The following is a 14,842-nucleotide window of genomic DNA, read 5'->3' as shown; positions in this document are numbered from 1 at the left end:
CGCGCCATTGAGACTTCACCGCTAGCGGCTCGTCGCCGTTCCCCGGCAACTGCTCGGCATGAACCTCACCGGCACGTCTCCCGGCGTGCAGGTCCAGACCAGTTGCTTGTTGGTGTCCAGCGTGGGCTCGAGCACAAAGCGCTTGCCGGCCACCGGCTCGAAGCCGAGCACGATCTGGATGGCGCCGCTGTTCGTCACCACGAACTCGCGCACCAGCGGGGTCGGCATGCCCACCTGTGCGATCTCTGCGTGCGTGGGAATGCGGCCGGTGCGTTCGTACACCTCCTGGAACTGGCTCCTGACCGCCATGGTGTGCAGGTTCACTTGCGACATCCTGGCGCGCACGGTGTAGTCCTGGTAGGCCGGAATCGCCACAGCAGCGAGGATGCCGAAGATGACGACGAAGAAAAGCAGCAGACCATAAACAACCGCCGCCTTGCCCGTGCCACCCACCGCCGAAAGGTAGGCCACCTGCGCTTCCGGTGTCCTGTGCTTGGTCTTGGCCTCGGCGATGATGGCCTGGTATTTCTTGTAGAGCCAGCCGGTGCCATACAGGCCAGGCACGAGGTAGAGCGCCAGCAGGTACACCAGCCAGATCATCAGGAACAGGCCCGCACTGCTCGCGCCCGCACCCTCCTGCGCCGCCGACACCACCACCACAAAGAGGAACGGCACGATGAAATACACCAGCGCACGCGACCACAGCTTGCGGTGCAGCAGCCAGAAGAAAGTCATGAGCGATGCAGGCCAGTTCCAACTGGCCGTGGGCTTGCCGGTCACGGAGAACTCGGCAAACAGGGGCAGGTAACTGTCGGCCTTCTTCGGTCCGATCACCGCGCGCCACAACGGTTCATCCGCGCTGAAAGCCCCCACCCGGCTGAGCGGCTTGGCAGATGCTGATGCCTCGAAAGATGGCTCCCGGCGGCCCGTCTTCAGGACCGGCTGGGTTTCCTGAAAATCGCCACTGGCTTGAATGGCCGTGCCGCAGGCCACGCAGAATCGGGCGGTGTTGTTGTTTTCCTTGCCGCATTCCGTGCAGAACATCGAAACTCCCTCCGTTGGTTGAACCCGGCGAATGTACCGACTTTTTTGAAAGCCTTTCCCTTTGCTGCCCACGCCAGACCGCTTCTTTGCCAACATTCTCACCAACCGCCACAACCGCGCCATTCTGGAGCGATGGTCATCCCTGGCCTTGCCAGACGGCTGGCTCGTGGCGGGCTGCCTTTTCCAGACCGTGTGGAACCTGCGCAGCGGCCACGCGCCCGAGGCTGGCATCGAGGACTACGACCTCTTCTACTTCGATGCCACCGACCCCACCGAAGCCGGCGAACGCCAGGTGCAGGCTCATGTGAACCACACACTGGGTGACCTGGGCGTCGCCGTGGAAGCATCGAACCAGGCGCGCGTGCACCTCTGGTACGAGACGTATTTCGGCCAGCCCTACGAAGCGCTGCGCAACAGTCGCGAAGGCATCGACCGCTTTCTGGTGCCCGCCACCTGCGTGGGCGTGCGACCTGGCGAGTTGTATGCGCCCAATGGGCTGGAATTGATGTACGAAGGCGTGCTCGGCATGAACCCGCTCACGCCGCACCGAGAACTCTTCCTGAAGAAAGCCGAGTCGTACCGATCGCGCTGGCCGTGGCTGCGCGTGGTTTAGCCCACGTTGAGTCAGGTGCGAGGGTTTCGCTGGGCGATTTCCATCGCCACGATGCACACCGTCAACCAGGAGAGCCCCGATGCGAATCCGGCCACCACGTCGCTCGCCCAGTGCACTTGCAGAAACACGCGGCTCCACCCCGTGCTGAAGGCGAACGCCGTGGCAAGAAGCACGGCGGGAACATGCCAGCGGGAGGGCAGCAAACGAATGCACAGGTAAGCCAGCATTCCATACACCACCACCGCCCCGGAGGTGTGCCCGCTCGGAAAGCTGTAGCCGTCTGCGACGGCGAATCCGTGGTCGTGCTCGGGGCGGACCCGCTCGAAAATCTGCTTGAGCACCCGATTCAGCACCGCTCCGCCCGCGCAAGCCACGGCCCAGCCGAACGCCAGCGCGACTTGCCGGCGCACCAGCAACAGAACGGCAATGACCACCACCAGCAAGGTCAGCGTGATCGGGTCACCCAGGTGGGTGAGCGTGCCGAACACGCGCAAGGTGGAAGCCGACAGTTCGCGCGACAGCGTCTCGGTGAGTCGCGAATCGAAAAGGCCGATCTCCTCGTCCGCCTGAAAGACTTCCATCATCTCGGCAAACACAGCGGCCATCGCCATCAGCATCCCAGCACCCACCACCAGGCAGATGCTCAACAGCACGGTGCGCGAAAGATGGCCGACCACCATGCGTCCGCCGTAGCGCCTGGCAACGACAAGCACCATGGTGGCCACCAAGAGCAGCGCCACCAGAACCACCGAGAACACCGGAACGGCATGACTCCCAAGCCACTCGGCCCAGGCCAGCACTCGCGCTGCGTCGTCGTCCATCGTCAAGCTCTCCTGTACCGGGCGAAAGGGTGAATTGTGCTTGTCACCGCATGCCCTCCCCCTCCACCACGCATTGCAACAGCACACCGGTGGTCACCACCAGGCCATCCACCTGCCGCGCCATCTCGCCATTGAGCGAACGCATCAGCGAACACAACCCGTCCCGCTTCGCCGCCAGCGCCTGCGCGTCGTCGGCACGGTCATGCTGGATCAGCTTCTCCAGCGCCACAAAGGTGTCCAGCATCACCATCAACAAAGAAGCCTGCTCGGCGGCCTGAGTGGCGAGGGTGAGCACCCTCAGTTGTGAAGAAGAAGCGCCTTTGGGTGGGTGATGGGTGCGAGCGCGTGCGCCGCCCCGTGAGAACAAAGCCATGTTGGCCTCCCTGCGAGTGCGTTTGCATTCGCCGCCGCACTCGCTTCCCAACGAGGGCGGCGGCTCGAACAGGTGGGAAGACCGGGCACCCGCATGCGCGAAACCGGCGAGCTTTGCAGCTCCCTGATCGAGCCGCCAAAACTGAGGCACGAACAGGCAAGCCGCAGAGCTACTGCGGACAGAGATGCGGCTTGCGTCGCATCCGGATGGCACGGGCTTCCCAACCCGATCACGCCTTTTTTTGACGTGACGAGGCGCAGTATAGCGAGGGGTAAAGCGCGTCCGAAGGGGCTGCTGGCTTGCGGCCGGTCAGGGTACCAGTACCGGTGACGGTATATTGGAGGACGTTGGGGTGAGAGCGACCGGATGCCTTCCGGACTCGATGCGGCAGACGAACGGACTCACCCGCTCCTACGCTTCGAGCCCCGTCGAGAGCACCCGAAGGGCGGCCAGATCGAGCACACGGATCCCGCCGTACGAGGTATCAATCAACCCCTTTGCACGCAGGCGCTTGATCGCCATGTTGCACCGCTGCCGAGAAACACCCGACAGACTTGCCACCTGCTCTTGCGTCATCCGGACTTCGCTTTGCAGCAAAGGGTTCAGCGTCGGGTGGAAACTGCTGACGATGGCCCGCACCACCTGCAGATCGGTGGCCGCGGCCCCCACAGCCATCAGGTTGCCGCGGAACCAGAGCAGGCGCTCATTGAAGTCGTGCATCAATGCATGATTGAACGGAATGCTCGTGTGGAGTAGATGTTCGAACACGTCCTTCGGCACGCAGCCCACGCGCGCCGACTTGACTGCGACCACGTTGCCGGCCCGAGCCCGCCCGTTCAGCATGCTCCCAAAGCCAAAGATCGCGCCCGCAGTGAAGTTCGCGAACGAAACCGTCCTTCCGTCAAGGGACGTATCCGACCACGTGAGCAGGCCACTCAGGATGAAATAGCCGGTCAGAGGTCGCTCGCCATGGCGCGACAGGCTCTGGTTCTTCCTGATCGTGCGCTCGGTCAGCCGCGAAAGCACCATCTGCCGGACGTCTGCATCAAGCGTCCCGAACCAGGTCGTGTCGTGAAGAAACCCGACCACGCCCGGGTAGCCAGAGGTTTGCGGGGGGTGCGCCGAACCATCCGAAGACATGCCGCCATTTTGCAATATTCATGCCGGGGCTCCCCTCTCGCGCAGGGTCAGACCACGGCCAACGCGGAAATCTCGATCTCCATGCCGTCGACCACGAATCCCACGTCGGTGACCGTGGCGCTGGCAGGGTAAGGGTGGCGCAGGTGACGCTGGCGTGACTCGTTGAATGCAGGGTAGCCAGCGGCCGTCCTGAGGTACACGGTCAGCGAGATCAGGTCGTTCATCGATCCACCAGCCGCTTCGACCAGGCAGCGGATGTTTTCGAAGATCCGGTCGGCCTGCGCCCCCACCGCGTCCGGACCGAGGGCCACGAGTTTTCCGCTCCGGTCAAAGCCGCCTTGTCCGGAGATTGCCAGCAACCGGCCTTGGGATTTGCCGAGCAAGGCCTGTGAGTAGGGGCCGATAGGCAGGGCGAGCGGATGCGCTCTCACCTCTATGGTCCTCTCTGAGACGGGCGTGCTCATGTCCATCACTCCAGCGGAATGTTCGCGACCTTCACGAGCCGCTGAGCTCGCTGCAAGCCATCCGCCAGCATCTTCGTTACTTCGGTGCCGGCCTTGTAGTCAACCTGGGCTCCTGCCTTGATCATCGCGGCCTGATAGGCCGCATCCGAGGAGATCTTCTGCAGTGCGTCCTGAAGTCGGAGCACCAGGTTCTGCGGCAGTCCCCTGGGGCCCACGAGCGTGAAGGTGACGGACTGGTTCACCGATGGAAAACCGGCCTCACTGGTCGTGGGCACATCGGGCAACAGCGGATGGCGCGCATTCCCCGTCTGCGCCAGCGCGTGCAGCATCGATGAGGTCGGGACGTTGATCGGAGTCAGGACGGCCATCTCGATCTGTCCGCCCATCAGTGCCTGCATCAATGGCCCGCCGCCGTTGTAGGGAATGTGGCTCATGGACAGGCCGCTCTCAGTCTCCAGCTCGATCGCACCGAAGTGCAGGATCGACCCGATGCCCGAAGATCCATAGTTCAACTCGCCTGGTTTCGACTTCCCGTAGCTGACAAATTCCTGCAAGCTCTTCGCCGGGACCTTGGCATTGACCACATAGACGAGCGACGAGCGGGCTACCAGGGCGATTGGCGTCAGGTCCGCGGTCGGGTTCCAGGGGGAGCGCTTCTTCAGGGCCGGAACGCTCGATATCTCTGACGCATGCAGCATCAAGGTGTAGCCGTCCGGCTTCGCACGCATGACCGTCTCGGTGGCGACGATGGTGCCGGCACCGGGCTTGTTGTCCACGACGACGGGCTGGCCCAGTTCGGCCATCATGCTGCGGGATAGCAGGCGGGCGACCGCATCGGTGGCGCCGCCTGGGGCAAAGCCGATGACGAGCTTGATTGGTGCCGAGGGAAATGCCTCGGCGCCTGCAGACAGGCATGTCGCTGCGAAGATGACGCTGGCGGCGGCCCTGAGTGCTGTCGCGCGCATGTTGAGTCCTGAGAAAAGATCCTTCATGGGTGTGCTCCTGTTGGCTAAAAAATGGGGGGATCGAAGAGATTCAGAGATCGAGCACCAGGTGTCCGTCCTGGGCTCTGGACACGCAGGCACAGGCGACGTTGCCGGCATCCCGGTCTTCCTGCATCAACACCGTGTCGCGGTGCTCGATGGCGCCTTCGACTACGCGCACGAGGCAGGCCCCGCAGGAACCGATGCGGCAGTCGTATGCGATCGAAACTCCTTCTGCGATCAAGGCATCGAGCAAGGATTGGTTCGCATGAACCCGGATGGATCTCGCGCTTCGTTGGAGCACCACCTCGAAGGAACTATCGGCGCGAGTCACCGGTGCAAACAATTCGCGGTGGACCCGAGACGGGTGTACATCGAGCGCGGCGGCGACGTCGTGGACCGTCTCCATCAGGCCCTGGGGGCCGCATACGTACACATGGTCTTCGGGGCCAACCTGCGCCAGGAAGTGACCCACCTCGGCAGCAACGACAGAGATATCCCGCGTCAGACAGAGCCGCAACGCACCCTCCGTCAGCCGCAGCAGTTCCTCCTCGAAGACCGCACTCCTGCGTTCACCGCAGACATACAGCGCCTCGAAGTCCTCGCAGTGCCGGCTAGCTTGCGTCGCCATGCCGACAATTGGGGTCACGCCGATGCCACCCCCGACCAGGAAGCGCTTGCCCGCACCGCGATGCATCTCGAATTCGTTGGCTGGTTCGCTGACCTGAAGAGAGGTGCCGACATCCCAGCAGCGATGGGCATGCGTTGAGAAAGTGCCGCGATCCTGCCTGAGGATCGATATTTCGTAGAACGTGGGCGATTCCAGCCCGTAGTTCATCAGCGAGTACCGGCGAGATTCCTCGCGACCAGACGCCAGTCGATCGCCGACGCGGACATGGGAGCCCGCCGAGAAGGGAGGGAGCGGTGAACCATCCCGTCGACCGAGAACATACCGCCTCACGTGGGAGCCACGGGCTTCGACGTGGTGGATGACCAGTTCCATCTCTGGCCTCAGGCTGCGCTACGAGGGCTGACGTCGCGGAAGACTTCGAAGTCGATGCCGTTCCACCTCATTGTCCTGAATGCGCTGCGCGGTGCGTTGATGCTCGGGGCCTGCAGCGAGTCGCCGACCTTCAGCATGCCGCCTGACTCCACCGTCAGATAGATGCCGAGGTCCTGGTGTCCATAAAACTTCACCAGCGACTGGATGACACCGAGGTTCCGTTCACCGGTCGTTGGATCGACGGATGGCACGGCGCATCGCCGGGTTCTCAACGTGCAGCGAGCCTGGACGCCGCCTATCGTGATCGTCTGACCGAGCCAGCGCATCTCCTCCCAAGGCTCAATGCCGTCCACATAGCAGTTGGCACGGAATCGCAGCGGGTCGATATCGGTGCCGAGCTGTTCGCCCAGGCGCCGCACGGTCTGCAGGTTGATCAGCGAGACCATTGTCTTCAATTCGTCGCCCACGACCGCAATCTCAGTGAACGCGCATTCGCGTGCGTCCACAAGAGCGGGCATCTCATCGCCCGGAAGGGCGAGGTAGTCGCGCAGGAATCGTCCGAACTCCGCTCGGGATTCGAACGAGTCGATATCGACCGTTTGAGCGTCGGCACCTGGAACCTGCACGTGCAGGATGCGCGTCAGGTCGTCGAACCGCGTCTTTAGCAGCGCGAGCCGAGGATGGTTCATCAACGCCAGGAAGTCCAGCTTCGGGCGGGCGACATACCGATCGGCCTCGAAGGTCCACCTGCCGTTGGCGATCGCCATCCGACGATCGCATGGAAATCCTGATCCGGCCGCCAGTGTGACTGCGTCCAGGGACTCCGGCGACAACCCCTTGACCGGATACCGATAGAGACTTGCGATGTGGCTCATGTCTGCGTCATCGAGTTTGAGTGCAGCCATGGTCCGGCACCATCGCATCCAACTCTGTCATCACGATGACATTTGCGGTGAGGCTCCAATCCGATCATGACGGGACACAAAAGGAGCATCCAATGAGCAGGAAAGTCATCATCACCTGCGCCGTGACGGGCGCCATCCACACGCCGTCCATGTCGCCCTATCTTCCGGTCAGCGCCGACCGGATCGCGCAGGAGGCAGTGGCGGCTGCGGAGGCGGGCGCAGCGATCGTGCACTTGCACGCTCGCGAGGCGAGCGACGGTCGGCCGACCCAGGATCCGGAACGGTTCCTCGACTTTCTGCCTGCCATCAAGGAACGCACCAATGCGGTCCTGAACCTGACCACCGGCGGGGCGCCCACGATGCACGTCCAGGAGCGTGTCAGGCCGGCCCTCGTGCTGAAGCCAGAGGTCGCGTCGCTCAACATGGGCTCGATGAACTTCGGCCTCTATCCCATGCTGCGGCGATTCGAGACCTTCCAGCATGACTGGGAGCGCCCCTACCTCGAGCAGTCCGAGGATCGTATCTTCCGCAACACCTTCAAGGACATCGCGTTTATCCTTTCATCGTGCGCCGACAACGGCACACGCTTCGAGGTCGAGTGCTACGACATCGGTCATCTCTACACCCTGTCCCACTTTGCCGACCGCGGCCTGATCGAGCCTCCTTTCTTCGTTCAGTCCGTGTTCGGTCTCCTCGGTGGTATCGGCACCCATCCAGAAGACATCGCGCACATGAGGCGCACGGCCGATCGATTGTTTGGGGACGCGTATGTCTGGTCCGTGTTGGGCGCGGGCAAGGCGCAGATGCCCGTCGCCGCAGCGTCCCTGGCGTTGGGCGGGAACTGTCGCGTGGGTCTTGAGGACTCCCTGTGGGACGGACCGGGCCGGCTTGCCCGCTCCAACGCGGACCAGGTAGCGCGCGTGCGCCTGTTGATCGAAGGCCTGTCACTGGAAGTCGCCACGCCGGACGAGGCGCGTACGATGTTGAAGCTCAAAGGGTCGAGCGAGGTCGGTTTCTAGCGGATACGCTGCAGCAACCGCTGCCAAGCAGTCGCGCCACTCAATGCGCCTGCAACCCCACCGGAAAGTCGTAGTGCTCATCCACCACCCGCGCCGCCATCAGCGGCAGCATGCGGTCGATGAAAACCTTGCCGATCCATTGGCGCAGGGCCACATCAGGGGTGTCGGTGCTGCCATGCAGGGTCAGGCTGCTGAAGCTTTCGATGCCGTCTTCCATGAGCAGGCCGGAAGGCACGGGCGGCAGCAGGTGGCCCTGGTCGTCCACGGGGTGGCTCACGGTGGCTTGTTGCCAGGCGCTGAAGAAACGTTCGAAGCAACCCACGGTGCCTTTGCGCCAGACGTCGCTGATGTAGAAGTGCCAGGCGCCCTGGTCTTCCACCACAAAGCCCCAGCTGAATTCGTGGATGCCATCGGGTGCTTCGGCGAGCACGCCGATTTCGGTGACGTCTTCGCGGGCCTTGTATTCGGCGTACAGCGGGCCGGGGCCAGTGAGTTCGCCGCGCACGAAGCGTTGCAGCAGGCCCGGGTCTGAGCTGAACAGTGGAGGCGGGTCGCTCCACGCGCGCTTGGCGCGGTGGATCAGGCGCGATGTGGCGTCGGCGCTTTTCTGGGCGGTGATGCAGCGGTCCATGAAGGTCTTGCGGCCTTCCGGGGTGCCGAGCTGTTCGATGATTTGCTCGAAGGCGATGTCGTCCTTGAGGTAGCCGTCTTCGCGCAGGCGCAGCACGATGTCGAGCATGGAACTGCGGGTGACGTGCTCAAGCATGTAGGCCATGTCGCCACCGCCGAACTGGTCGATGGACTGCTGAACCCACGCCAGCGTTTCTTCGGGCGTCAAGCCCTGAGGCGCCCGCGGCATGTCGTTGAACAGGGCTCGCAACACCCTCACCGTATCCAGATCACTGGCCATTTCGTCTCCGTTGATGGCATGCGGCCCGTCTCCTTGAACGGGCCCTCGGCCAGCATAGCCGCGTCTGGCGTTTTGACCCGTGCACCTTGCCCGGGTATGTGACTTTTGATCCGCTTTGGGGCAACGCCAAGGGGCTCAGCGTGATTTTTTCCGCCCCGGTTTCACAGCAGGGCGCGCAGCAGTGCCGTGACCAGCATGCACGCGACCACGCCGCCGAGCTGCCCGCCCCGGGCGAGCCAGGCCAGTGTGGCGGCCACCATGCCACCCACCAAGGCAGGATCCAGGTTGCTCCATTGAGGGCCAGCCACCGAACCCACCAGCATGCCGGCCAGCAAGGCGGGGGCGAGTGCATCGATGACGGCGGCCACGCGCGGCGGCAGCGTGCGCCCATGCAGCATCACGGGGCCCGCGGCCTTCAGGGCGTAGTTGACGAGGGCAAAGGCCACGACGGCCAGCAGCATCGACTGGTTCATGCGTTCAGCCCTCGTTGCGGCGCAGGGCCAGAAAGCCGGCCACGCCGCTGCAGAGCAGCGCCACACCGGGCGGCACGAACCAGCACATCACCCCCGCGATGGCAGCGGCCAGCAGGATGACGGGGCGCTGGCGCGGGTTCACGCGCCAGATGTCGAGCACGAAGATGAGGAACATGGCGGGGAACAGGGTGTCCAGCCCCCATTGCTTGACCAGCGCGGGCGATGGCGTGAGGTAAGCGCCGATGGCGGTGCCCGCCACCCAGGCCGGCCACTGCACCAGCGTGGCGGCAATCATCTTTTCGCGGCTCACCGTGCCATCGGGCAAGCGGGCGGTGGCCCAGGAGGCATCGAGCACGGCCTGGGCTTCCAGCGAGCGCCGCCAGAGCCCACCGCGCAGGCTGCGCGCAGCGTTGATGGCCAGGGGCACGAAGCGCAGGTTGATGAGGGTGGCCGCGCTGACGGCGCCAATCACACCGCCGCCACCGCCGAACGCGAGCACGATGGCGAACTGCGCACCGCCGGCAAAAACCGTGGCCGACATCAGCACCACGAGCCACGCGGGCCAGCCCTGGGCCACCGCCGCCACGCCGAAGCTCACCGCCAGGGCGAATGCGCCCACACCCAGTCCCAGGCCAGTGATCAGGCCCTCGCGCCAGTGCTGGCGGCGGGTGGCTTCGGATGCTTCGGGGGCTTCATGGGCGGCGGTGTTCATGCAGACGGGCAAAGAAAAAAGACTCCGGGGAAATTACCACGGAAGCTTCTTTCAGGTGTGCCGGGCGCGTTGCATGCCCACCACCACCAGGGCCACCAGCATCACCAGCACACCCACCAACTGGCTGGGGCTGAGCGCGCGGTCGTACACCAGCCAGTCCACCGCCACCGCAGACGCGGGGTAGACGAACTGCAGCACCGCCACGCGTCCGGCCGTGAGGCGCGCCACACCCGCATAGAGCACCACATAGGCCAGCCCGGTGTGGATCACACCCAGCCCCGCGAGCCACGCCCAGGCCGGGCCGGCGGGTGGCCAGCCCTGCGTGAGCGGCCACCACAGCAGCACCACCGCACCCACGGCACATTGCCACCAAGCCAGCGCCAGTGGGCTCACGCCGCGCGCGCGATTGGCAATGAGGGTGAGCGCGGCGTAGCCCACCGAATTGAGCAGCGCCAACCCCACGCCCCAGAGGTAGCTGGACGACCAGCCCACGCCGGTGAGCGCGCCATCCACCCAGCCCGAGGCGAGCGCCAGGCCGATGAGCGAGGCCAGCGCCGCCATGGCCTGCGCGCGGGTGATGCGCTCTTTCCACCACCAGGCACCAAACGCCATCACCAGGAACGGCTGCACGTGCACCACCACCGTGGCCACACTGATGGACGTGCGCTCGATCGCCTCGAAGAACAGCAGCCAGTTCACCACCGCCAGCACGCCCGCGCTCACGGCCGCCACGCGGGCCGCACCCGAAAGGCGCAGCTCGCGCCAGCGGCGTGTGGCGGCAAACCAGGCGGTAAGGGCAAGCAGGCCAAACGCACAGCGAAACCACACGGCCGTGAGCGGGCTCTGTCCGGCCTCTTCCAGGAACACGCCCAGCGTACCCAGCATCAGGCCACCGGCCACCATGAGCCACATGCCGCCGCGTTCACGCGCGCTGGCGGCTTCCGTGGCAGGGCTGGGCAAGGTGGTGGTGCTGGAGTTCATGCGCCGATGGTCGGATGCCCGCATGTTTCTGTACAGCGGATAAATAGAATCCCATGCATTCGGTTTTCGAATACTGGAGCACCTACGCCATGAACCACGCCGATCTTCAACTTGACTGGCTGCGCGCTTTCGTCACGGTGGTGGACTGCGGCTCACTCTCGGCGGCCGCGCCGCTGCTGCACCGTTCCCAGTCGGCGGTGAGCATGCAGATCAAGAAGCTGGACGAAGCGGTGGGCCGCGCGGTGCTGCTGCGCGGGCCGCGCCATCTGGAGGTAACGCCCGTGGGCGCGGAGTTGCTGGGCTATGCGCGCCGCCTGCTGGCATTGCATGGCGAAACGCTGGAAGCGCTGCACGGGCCGGTGCTGTCCGGCCATGTGCGCCTGGGCGTGCCCGACGACTACGCGGCCACCTACCTCACGCCGGTGCTGCGCAGCTACGCGAGCCGCCACGCGGGGGTGGAGATCGAATTGCACTGCGAGCAATCCACCGCGTTGATCCCCAAGGTGCAACGCGGTGAGATCGACATCGCACTGGTCTCACGCGACAAGCCCACGCGCGGCACGCTGCTGTTTCACGAGCCGCTGGAGTGGGTGGGCGCGGCGGCGTTCGAAGCCTGGCGGCGCGACCCGCTGCCACTGGCGGTGTACGAACAGGCAAGCCAGGCGCGGCGCTCCACCATCGCCGCGCTCACGGCACAGCGGCGCGCCTACCGCATGGTCTACAACAGCTCCAGCCTGGCCGGGCAACTGGCAGCGGTGGAAAGTGGCCTGGCGGTGGCGGTGCTTACGCGCTGCAGCGTGCCATCGCACCTGCCCATCCTGGGCGAGCGACAGGGGTTGCCGCCTTTGTCGACGATGGAGGTGGCCGTGTATCGGAGCCAGGCATCTCGCAACCTGCCAGCGGTGGACGCACTGTTCGAACAGATGGTGCAGACGCTCAGTGCGAAGGCACCAGGAAGTCCTGGCTGATGCGACCCCCGAGCTCGTTCACACGGTCCAGGAACTGCGTGAGGAAGGCGTGCAGGCCGGTGGACAGGATCTCGTCGATGCGGGCGTATTGAAGGTCGGCCTTGAGCTTGCCGGCGCGGCGCAGGGTTTCGCCGCTGTGTTCGTTGGACACCACGGCGAGGTTGTTCACCACTTCATTCAGGCTGGCGGCCAGGCTGCGCGGCATGTCGGCGCGCAGGATCAGCAGCTCGGCCACGCGCTCGGGGGTGATCACGTCGCGGTAGACCTTGCGGTAGACCTCGAAGCCGCTCACGCTGCGCAGGATGGCGCTCCAGTGGTAGAAGTCGTATTCCTGATCGAGCTCGCTGGCAGCCCCGAAGAAATCGCTGTGCACGGCATGGAACTTCACATCGAGCAGGCGTGCGGTGTTGTCGGCGCGCTCCAGGAAGGTGCCCATGCGGTAGAAGTGGAAGGCCTCGTCCTGCAGCATGGTGCCGATGGCCACGCCGCGCGAGAGGTGCGAACGGAACTTGACCCATTCGAAGAATTCACCGGGGTCGCGCTCGAAGTTCTTGCCCTTGAGCATGCGCGTGAGTTCCAGCCAGGTCTGGTTCTGCGTTTCCCAGAATTCGGTGGTGAGTGCGCCCCGCACCGCGCGAGCGTTCTCGCGCGCAGCCTTCAGGCAGGTGTAGATGCTCGACGGGTTGGACTCGTCGCGCACCATGAAGTCGAGCACGTTGCGGGGTTTGATTTCCTTGCCGTACTTCTGCGTGTAGGCGTACATCAGCTCGCTGATGGTCAGCAGCCCTTCCCAGCCCACCTGGGCCACAGCAGCAGACTGCGGCAGCAGCGAGGTCTGGTAGTTCACATCGAGCATGCGGGCGGTGTTCTCCGCCCGCTCGGTGTAGCGGGACATCCAGAAAAGGTGGTCGGCGGTGCGCGAAAGCATGGTGGTATCCCCTGATCAGTCTTCCAGAACCCAAGTGTCTTTTGTGCCACCACCCTGTGAAGAGTTGACGACCAGCGAGCCTTCCTTGAGCGCGACGCGCGTGAGGCCCCCGGGCACCATCTGCACTTCCTTGCCCGAGAGCACGAAGGGCCGCAGATCGATGTGGCGCGGCGCCACGCCGCTCTGCACGTAAGTAGGGCAAGTGGAAAGCGAGAGCGTGGGCTGCGCGATATAACCACCGGGGTTGGCCGCCACCGCCTTGCGGAAGTCCTCTATTTCGGCCTTGGTGGAAGCGGGACCGACCAGCATGCCGTAGCCACCGGCGCCGTGCACTTCCTTCACCACCAGGTCTTTCATGTGGGCCATCATGTATTTCAGGTCTTCGGGCTCGCGGCCCATGAAGGTGGGCACGTTGTTCAGGATCGGTTTCTGGCCCAGGTAAAACTCGATCATCTTCGGTACATACGGGTAGATCGACTTGTCATCGGCAACTCCCGTGCCCACGGCATTGCAGATCGCCACGTTGCCGCTGCGGTACACACCGAGCAGGCCCTCGCAGCCCAGGGTGGACGTGGGGCGGAACACCGATGGATCGAGGAAGTCATCGTCCACGCGGCGGTAGATCACGTCCACGCGCTTGGGGCCGCGCGTGGTGCGCATGTAGACGAAGTTGTCCTTCACGAACAGGTCCTGCCCTTCCACCAGCTCGATGCCCATCTGCTGAGCGAGGAAGGCGTGTTCGAAGTAGGCGCTGTTGTACATGCCGGGCGTGAGCACCACCACCGTGGGCTCGGCCGTGGTGGCCGGACTCACGGCGCGCAGGGTCTCGAGCAGCAGGTCGGGGTAATGGGCGACCGGCGCCACGCGGTTCTCGCCGAAGAGTTCGGGGAACAGCCGCATCATCATCTTGCGGTCTTCCAGCATGTAGCTCACGCCGCTGGGCACGCGCAGGTTGTCTTCGAGCACGTAGTACTCGCCCACGCCTTCGGCATTGGGCGCGCGCACGATGTCGATACCGGAAATGTGCGAGTAGATCTGGTGCGGCACGTCCACGCCCATCATCTCGGGACGGAACTGCGCGTTCTGGAAGATCTGGTCGGCGGGAATGAGGCCGGCCTTGATGATTTCCTGCTCGTGATAGACGTCGTGGATGAAGCGGTTGAGCGCGGTCACGCGCTGCACCAGGCCCTCTTCCATGCTCTGCCACTCATGGGCGGGAATGACGCGGGGGATCAGGTCGAAGGGGATGAGTCGCTCGGTACCGGAGCCGTCTTCGTCCTTGGCGCCATACACCGCGAAAGTGATGCCGACGCGGCGGAAAATCATTTCCGCCTCCTCGCGCCGGGCTGCCATCACCTCTTCAGGCTGCTGGGCCAGCCAGCGCGCGTAGTTCTGATAGTGGGCCCGAACCTCGCTGGGCGAGGCATTCATTTCGTCGAACATGGGTCTGCTCATGGGCTTTTTCTCCTGAACACAGCATAGCAAGGACCGGGCCAGGGTTTGCG

At 64.3% G+C, this 14,842-nt stretch carries 17 protein-coding genes; 3 read left to right on the top strand and 14 right to left on the bottom strand.

Annotated features, from left to right (window positions below; genetic code table 11):
* Positions 1 to 21 precede the first annotated feature (21 nt).
* Entirely contained in the window at positions 22 to 1,044 is a 1,023-nt protein-coding gene (locus ACTIF6_RS15770) for a pilin (RefSeq protein ID WP_439588867.1), read from the bottom strand.
* 64 nt (positions 1,045 to 1,108) lie between these two features.
* Between ACTIF6_RS15770 and ACTIF6_RS15765 the strand changes: the two genes are divergently transcribed.
* Entirely contained in the window at positions 1,109 to 1,657 is a 549-nt protein-coding gene (locus ACTIF6_RS15765; RefSeq protein WP_439588908.1) for a nucleotidyltransferase family protein, read from the top strand.
* An 11-nt stretch (positions 1,658 to 1,668) separates the two neighbouring features.
* On the opposite strand, the gene ACTIF6_RS15760 is transcribed toward ACTIF6_RS15765, so the two are convergent.
* The 7 genes from ACTIF6_RS15760 to ACTIF6_RS15730 form a co-directional block, all read right to left on the bottom strand.
* On the bottom strand, positions 1,669 to 2,478 hold the full coding sequence (locus tag ACTIF6_RS15760; RefSeq protein WP_439588866.1) for a phosphatase PAP2 family protein: 810 nt from the start codon (positions 2,476 to 2,478) through the stop codon (positions 1,669 to 1,671).
* 43 nt (positions 2,479 to 2,521) lie between these two features.
* Positions 2,522 to 2,851: a hypothetical protein gene (locus tag ACTIF6_RS15755; protein ID WP_439588865.1), complete on the bottom strand. Its 330-nt coding sequence runs from the start codon at positions 2,849 to 2,851 to the stop codon at positions 2,522 to 2,524.
* A gap of 411 nt (positions 2,852 to 3,262) precedes the next feature.
* Positions 3,263 to 3,991, bottom strand: a complete 729-nt coding sequence (locus tag ACTIF6_RS15750; protein ID WP_439588864.1) for a Crp/Fnr family transcriptional regulator — start codon at positions 3,989 to 3,991, stop codon at positions 3,263 to 3,265.
* 47 nt (positions 3,992 to 4,038) lie between these two features.
* Positions 4,039 to 4,455, bottom strand: a complete 417-nt coding sequence (locus tag ACTIF6_RS15745; RefSeq protein WP_439588863.1) for a RidA family protein — start codon at positions 4,453 to 4,455, stop codon at positions 4,039 to 4,041.
* 5 nt (positions 4,456 to 4,460) lie between these two features.
* Positions 4,461 to 5,447: a Bug family tripartite tricarboxylate transporter substrate binding protein gene (locus ACTIF6_RS15740; RefSeq protein ID WP_439588862.1), complete on the bottom strand. Its 987-nt coding sequence runs from the start codon at positions 5,445 to 5,447 to the stop codon at positions 4,461 to 4,463.
* Between the two features lie 43 nt (positions 5,448 to 5,490).
* Positions 5,491 to 6,276 carry a flavin reductase family protein gene (locus tag ACTIF6_RS15735; protein ID WP_439588861.1) on the bottom strand — a complete coding sequence of 262 codons (786 nt, stop codon included), beginning with the start codon at positions 6,274 to 6,276 and terminating at the stop codon, positions 5,491 to 5,493.
* A 173-nt stretch (positions 6,277 to 6,449) separates the two neighbouring features.
* Positions 6,450 to 7,346: an MOSC domain-containing protein gene (locus tag ACTIF6_RS15730; protein WP_439588860.1), complete on the bottom strand. Its 897-nt coding sequence runs from the start codon at positions 7,344 to 7,346 to the stop codon at positions 6,450 to 6,452.
* A gap of 92 nt (positions 7,347 to 7,438) precedes the next feature.
* Between ACTIF6_RS15730 and ACTIF6_RS15725 the strand changes: the two genes are divergently transcribed.
* A complete protein-coding gene (locus ACTIF6_RS15725) occupies positions 7,439 to 8,365 on the top strand; it encodes a 3-keto-5-aminohexanoate cleavage protein (protein ID WP_439588859.1) in 927 nt (308 codons plus the stop codon).
* Positions 8,366 to 8,405: 40 nt separating this feature from the next.
* Here ACTIF6_RS15725 and ACTIF6_RS15720 read toward each other — a convergent pair whose 3' ends face one another.
* The 4 genes from ACTIF6_RS15720 to ACTIF6_RS15705 all read right to left on the bottom strand — a co-directional run bounded on the left by ACTIF6_RS15720 (position 8,406) and on the right by ACTIF6_RS15705 (position 11,441).
* Complete coding sequence (locus ACTIF6_RS15720; RefSeq protein ID WP_439588858.1) at positions 8,406 to 9,275, bottom strand: hypothetical protein; 870 nt, start codon at positions 9,273 to 9,275, stop codon at positions 8,406 to 8,408.
* Positions 9,276 to 9,436: 161 nt separating this feature from the next.
* Entirely contained in the window at positions 9,437 to 9,748 is a 312-nt protein-coding gene (locus ACTIF6_RS15715; RefSeq protein ID WP_439588857.1) for an AzlD domain-containing protein, read from the bottom strand.
* Between the two features lie 4 nt (positions 9,749 to 9,752).
* Positions 9,753 to 10,460 (bottom strand): AzlC family ABC transporter permease, encoded by a 708-nt coding sequence (locus ACTIF6_RS15710; RefSeq protein ID WP_439588856.1) that lies wholly within the window; start codon positions 10,458 to 10,460, stop codon positions 9,753 to 9,755.
* 51 nt (positions 10,461 to 10,511) lie between these two features.
* Positions 10,512 to 11,441: a DMT family transporter gene (locus tag ACTIF6_RS15705; RefSeq protein ID WP_439588855.1), complete on the bottom strand. Its 930-nt coding sequence runs from the start codon at positions 11,439 to 11,441 to the stop codon at positions 10,512 to 10,514.
* Between the two features lie 89 nt (positions 11,442 to 11,530).
* Here ACTIF6_RS15705 and ACTIF6_RS15700 point away from each other — a divergent pair, with 89 nt between their 5' ends.
* Positions 11,531 to 12,409 carry a LysR family transcriptional regulator gene (locus ACTIF6_RS15700; protein WP_439588907.1) on the top strand — a complete coding sequence of 293 codons (879 nt, stop codon included), beginning with the start codon at positions 11,531 to 11,533 and terminating at the stop codon, positions 12,407 to 12,409.
* Here the strand turns inward: ACTIF6_RS15700 and ACTIF6_RS15695 are convergent.
* Both ACTIF6_RS15695 and ACTIF6_RS15690 read right to left on the bottom strand, forming a co-directional pair.
* Positions 12,378 to 13,337 carry an alpha-E domain-containing protein gene (locus ACTIF6_RS15695; RefSeq protein WP_439588854.1) on the bottom strand — a complete coding sequence of 320 codons (960 nt, stop codon included), beginning with the start codon at positions 13,335 to 13,337 and terminating at the stop codon, positions 12,378 to 12,380. The genes ACTIF6_RS15700 and ACTIF6_RS15695 overlap by 32 nt on opposite strands.
* Positions 13,338 to 13,352: 15 nt before the next feature.
* Complete coding sequence (locus tag ACTIF6_RS15690) at positions 13,353 to 14,792, bottom strand: circularly permuted type 2 ATP-grasp protein (RefSeq protein ID WP_439588853.1); 1,440 nt, start codon at positions 14,790 to 14,792, stop codon at positions 13,353 to 13,355.
* Between the last annotated feature and the right edge of the window lie 50 nt (positions 14,793 to 14,842).

This window comes from Hydrogenophaga sp. (assembly GCF_051860785.1).
Lineage (GTDB): Bacteria > Pseudomonadota > Gammaproteobacteria > Burkholderiales > Burkholderiaceae_C > Hydrogenophaga.
Note: the sequence above shows the minus strand (reverse complement) of the source record. Positions and strands in the feature narration are given on the sequence as shown.

Coding starts and splice junctions, on each gene's coding strand:
- ACTIF6_RS15695 (WP_439588854.1), bottom strand. CDS start 13,337: ATGCTTTCGCGCACCGCCGACCACCTTTTCTGGATGTCCCGCTACACC.
- ACTIF6_RS15755 (WP_439588865.1), bottom strand. CDS start 2,851: ATGGCTTTGTTCTCACGGGGCGGCGCACGCGCTCGCACCCATCACCCA.
- ACTIF6_RS15710 (WP_439588856.1), bottom strand. CDS start 10,460: ATGAACACCGCCGCCCATGAAGCCCCCGAAGCATCCGAAGCCACCCGC.
- ACTIF6_RS15700 (WP_439588907.1), top strand. CDS start 11,531: ATGAACCACGCCGATCTTCAACTTGACTGGCTGCGCGCTTTCGTCACG.
- ACTIF6_RS15730 (WP_439588860.1), bottom strand. CDS start 7,346: ATGGCTGCACTCAAACTCGATGACGCAGACATGAGCCACATCGCAAGT.
- ACTIF6_RS15745 (WP_439588863.1), bottom strand. CDS start 4,455: ATGAGCACGCCCGTCTCAGAGAGGACCATAGAGGTGAGAGCGCATCCG.
- ACTIF6_RS15725 (WP_439588859.1), top strand. CDS start 7,439: ATGAGCAGGAAAGTCATCATCACCTGCGCCGTGACGGGCGCCATCCAC.
- ACTIF6_RS15740 (WP_439588862.1), bottom strand. CDS start 5,447: ATGAAGGATCTTTTCTCAGGACTCAACATGCGCGCGACAGCACTCAGG.
- ACTIF6_RS15690 (WP_439588853.1), bottom strand. CDS start 14,792: ATGAGCAGACCCATGTTCGACGAAATGAATGCCTCGCCCAGCGAGGTT.
- ACTIF6_RS15760 (WP_439588866.1), bottom strand. CDS start 2,478: ATGGACGACGACGCAGCGCGAGTGCTGGCCTGGGCCGAGTGGCTTGGG.
- ACTIF6_RS15715 (WP_439588857.1), bottom strand. CDS start 9,748: ATGAACCAGTCGATGCTGCTGGCCGTCGTGGCCTTTGCCCTCGTCAAC.
- ACTIF6_RS15770 (WP_439588867.1), bottom strand. CDS start 1,044: ATGTTCTGCACGGAATGCGGCAAGGAAAACAACAACACCGCCCGATTC.
- ACTIF6_RS15735 (WP_439588861.1), bottom strand. CDS start 6,276: ATGAACTACGGGCTGGAATCGCCCACGTTCTACGAAATATCGATCCTC.
- ACTIF6_RS15750 (WP_439588864.1), bottom strand. CDS start 3,991: ATGTCTTCGGATGGTTCGGCGCACCCCCCGCAAACCTCTGGCTACCCG.
- ACTIF6_RS15705 (WP_439588855.1), bottom strand. CDS start 11,441: ATGAACTCCAGCACCACCACCTTGCCCAGCCCTGCCACGGAAGCCGCC.
- ACTIF6_RS15720 (WP_439588858.1), bottom strand. CDS start 9,275: ATGGCCAGTGATCTGGATACGGTGAGGGTGTTGCGAGCCCTGTTCAAC.